The 3,347-nt window shown below is 58.1% G+C and carries 3 protein-coding genes; 2 read left to right on the top strand and 1 reads right to left on the bottom strand.

All coding sequences use genetic code 11. The annotated features are described in order from the left end of the window. Positions 1–145: 145 nt before the first annotated feature. Entirely contained in the window at positions 146–1,369 is a 1,224-nt protein-coding gene (locus tag NW820_RS11295; protein WP_414373788.1) for an ABC transporter ATP-binding protein, read from the bottom strand. A gap of 241 nt (positions 1,370–1,610) precedes the next feature. Between NW820_RS11295 and NW820_RS11290 the strand changes: the two genes are divergently transcribed. After that, positions 1,611–2,342, top strand: a complete 732-nt coding sequence (locus tag NW820_RS11290) for an SDR family oxidoreductase (protein WP_414341872.1) — start codon at positions 1,611–1,613, stop codon at positions 2,340–2,342. Positions 2,343–2,469: 127 nt separating this feature from the next. Beyond that, positions 2,470–3,159, top strand: coding sequence for a GTP cyclohydrolase I FolE (gene folE / locus NW820_RS11285; RefSeq protein WP_414341874.1), 690 nt, complete (start codon positions 2,470–2,472; stop codon positions 3,157–3,159). Positions 3,160–3,347: the final 188 nt, after the last annotated feature.

Here is a 3,347-nt window from a genome sequence, read left to right as displayed (position 1 = left end):
CTCCACCAACAGCCTACCCAGTTTGTCCCTCCAGAGGGAGCTACCAGCCTGGACCACCGTCTTGCCAGTCTAAGCCCTATCTGGGGCGAAGGCTTTCGTGTCGCGGGGAAGATGGGTTGCTAAAGGTGTGCAAAAGAACCCCGACTCAGGCAACACTTTTACTTTTTGCGCGATTTGGCTCTTTTTCAGCCACGGAGGACCCCTCAGCGAGGGGGAACAGCCGACCTTGCCCAACAGCAATGTGAACCCGCGCGCCCACAGGCAGGGCTTCCCGGGCTAGGGCGTGCAATTCTTTGCCGGCTGCTGTGATCAGGCAATAGCGGTACTCTCGCCCCAAAAACTGTCGATCCCGAATGACAATGCCGCCCTGAGGATCAGGATGCAAATGCAACTCCTCCTGTCGAACCATCAACTCTGCGCAGCGCAAGCTGGGGTCGGGCTGATCCCTCAAAGCCTGGAATGGGATGTGCAGCAGCTCTTCAGCCTGCCAACCAAACTCCCGCCGCTCACAGCGCAGAAAGTTGGCCTGGGTAATAAACTCTGCCACGAAGCGAGTAGCCGGCTCCCGGTAAACCTCCTCCGGGGATCCCCATTGCTCAATACGGCCTTCCCGCATCACCGCCACCCAGTCGGAGAGGCAGAGAGCCTCCTCTTGGTCGTGGGTGACAAAAATGGCCGAGGTCTGGGTTTGCTTGAGGATTTTGCGGATTTCTTCCCGCAGGTAGTAGCGCACCTGCACATCCAAATTGCTCAGCGGCTCATCCAACAGGATCAAGCTAGGCCTGGGGGCCAAAGCCCGCGCCAAAGCCACCCGCTGCTGCTGCCCGCCCGAAAGCTCGTGGGGATAACGATGGGTGTAGTCTTCCAGGCCCACCAACCGCAACACCTCGTAAGCGCGTTCCCGCGCCTGTTGGGCAGCGCCTCGCAACTCAGCTCGCAACTCAGTTGAGGAGGAGCGATTGCCACCCCCTGCCGCCGACGCAAACGGGGTAGTGGGTCGGAGGCCAAACATCACATTGGCCAACACGTTCAAGTGGGGAAACAGGGCAAAATCCTGAAACACCAGCCCCACTCCCCGTCGCTCCGGTGGGATCCACTGCCCCTCCCCAGCCACAACCTGCCCCCCCAGCAGGATCCGCCCGCTATCCGGCTGCTCAAATCCGGCAATGGTGCGCAATAAGGTGGTTTTCCCACAACCTGATGGGCCCACAATGCTGAGGATGTCTCCTTGGGGCAGGCGAAACTCGACTTCCCGCAAAACCAACTGCCGCTGGCCGGGAAACCCCTTGCTGATGCCCTCAAGCTGAAGGATGTAGGAGGGATCCTCCCGCGCGGCAGTGGGGCTTGGAGAAAACAAAGACTCAGCCATGACGGTTGTTGTTGCAAAAGATTTTCACCATTTTTACCACACTACCATACTCCCAGACCCCACCTAGCCGGATCGAGGTTCAACAGCCAGCGGACGGATCTTGAGCAGGACAGGCTGAGGTCTCTGCGCCCTACCCTGATTCCAAGGGAAGCGATGGAAAATCAGTGTTACACTTAGTTAAGGAAGTTTCTCAGGTTGGGTGGCGCTTGCTTGTGTGGCGCACGCCAGAGGCTTGTTGTAAATGAGTTTTGAGACAAAGTTTCCCGAACGTGCTCTGATTACAGGGGCCAGTCGAGGGATCGGCAGAGCGGTAGCCCTAGCCCTAGCCCGACAAGGGATAGCGGTGGCTCTGGTGGCCCGCTCCCAACCTGATCTGCTAGCGGTGCAGGCCCAAATCCAAGACCAGGGGGGTAAGGCAGCGGTTTTTCCCATGGACTTGGCCGACTTAGCAGCTCTGCCCCAGCAGTTGCAGGCTCTCCTGGATCGATTTGGCGTCTGCGATGTCTTGGTCAATAATGCGGGCATGGCCCACGTTGGCCCTTTGGCCACCTTACCTTTGTCGGATTGGCAGCGAGTGATCGACTTGAACTTGACGGCAGCTTTTCTGTGTGCCCAAGCCGTACTTCCCGGAATGCGCCGGCAGCGCTGCGGCACGATTGTCAACGTCATCTCGATTGCGGGCAAGCGAGCTTTTCCCAACTGGGGAGCTTACTGTGCCAGCAAGTTCGGCCTAATGGGCTTTTCTCAAGCTTTGGCCGAAGAGGAACGACAGCATGGCATTCGGGTCACCAGCCTGTGCCCTGGTGCCGTGGACACGTCCCTCTGGGATACGGGCACGGTAGGGGTCAACTTCGACCGTTCCAAAATGCTCTCGCCGGAATGGGTAGCCGATTTGATTACCTATATTGTTCGGTTGCCCACAGGTGCGGTGGTGGAAGATCTCACCTTCATGCCTGCGGTGGGAGCCTTTTAGACCTGGCTGGTTTGGGGTTGCCCGTGACTTGGGAGGGTTTTGGCTATCGCAGCCTTTGACTGGATGCCCCTTGAGCTGAGTTGCACTGAGTTCTCTTAGCCTTTCGTTCAACAAGGAATATCCTGCTATGACCCTTGCAAAACCCGGATCTGGCTCGCAATCTCGAATGGATGACAAAGCCCATTTCAAGTCTCGGGTGATTCGAGATCGAGCCACTTTTGCGGAAGAAGAATTGGGTAGCTCGGATGTCTCAGATCCGGCTATGGTGGCGGCGGTGGAGACGCTGCTGCGGGGGATCGGGGAGGATCCCCAACGGGAGGGGCTGCGAAAAACCCCGGAACGAGTGGTTGCGGCTTTGAAGTTTTTGACCAGTGGGTATCGGCAGTCTTTGGAGGAGCTACTGAACAGTGCCATCTTTGATGAGGGCCATGACGAGATGGTGCTGTTGCGGGATGTGTCTCTGTTTAGCCTGTGCGAGCACCATCTGCTGCCCTTTATCGGCAAAGCCCATGTGGCCTACATCCCCAGGCAAAAGGTGGTGGGCCTAAGCAAAATTGCCCGTATCGTCGAGATGTACTCCCGCCGCCTGCAGGTTCAGGAACGCCTGACACGGCAAATTGCTGAGGCCTTGATGGAGGTGCTGGATCCCTACGGGGTGGGGGTGGTTATCGAGGCTACCCACATGTGCATGGTGATGCGGGGGGTACAAAAGGCCGGCTCCTGGACGGTCACCAGCTCGATGGTGGGGGTGTTTCAGGAGGATCCCCGTACCCGCGAAGAGTTTCTGAGTCTCATTCGCCATCCGTCCAATTTTTAGGGAGCTTCCCGGAGCTTTGTCGGTGAGTGGGTTAAGCCTCTGCTCAGGCGGGGAATGCTAGCCTAAGATCGACGCAAACCCTGCCAGAAGCGAGGCTTGTCATGAGCGAGGTCAGCCCCGAAAACCAGTTTCCCACCGATTTGGACTCCAATTGGCAGCCCCCGGCTCCGCCGGTCATGCAGCGTCCG

Origin of the sequence: Synechococcus sp. R55.7, from assembly GCF_047461955.1 — a bacterium.
GTDB lineage: Bacteria > Cyanobacteriota > Cyanobacteriia > Thermostichales > Thermostichaceae > Thermostichus.
This window is presented reverse-complemented; position numbering and strand designations above follow the sequence as displayed.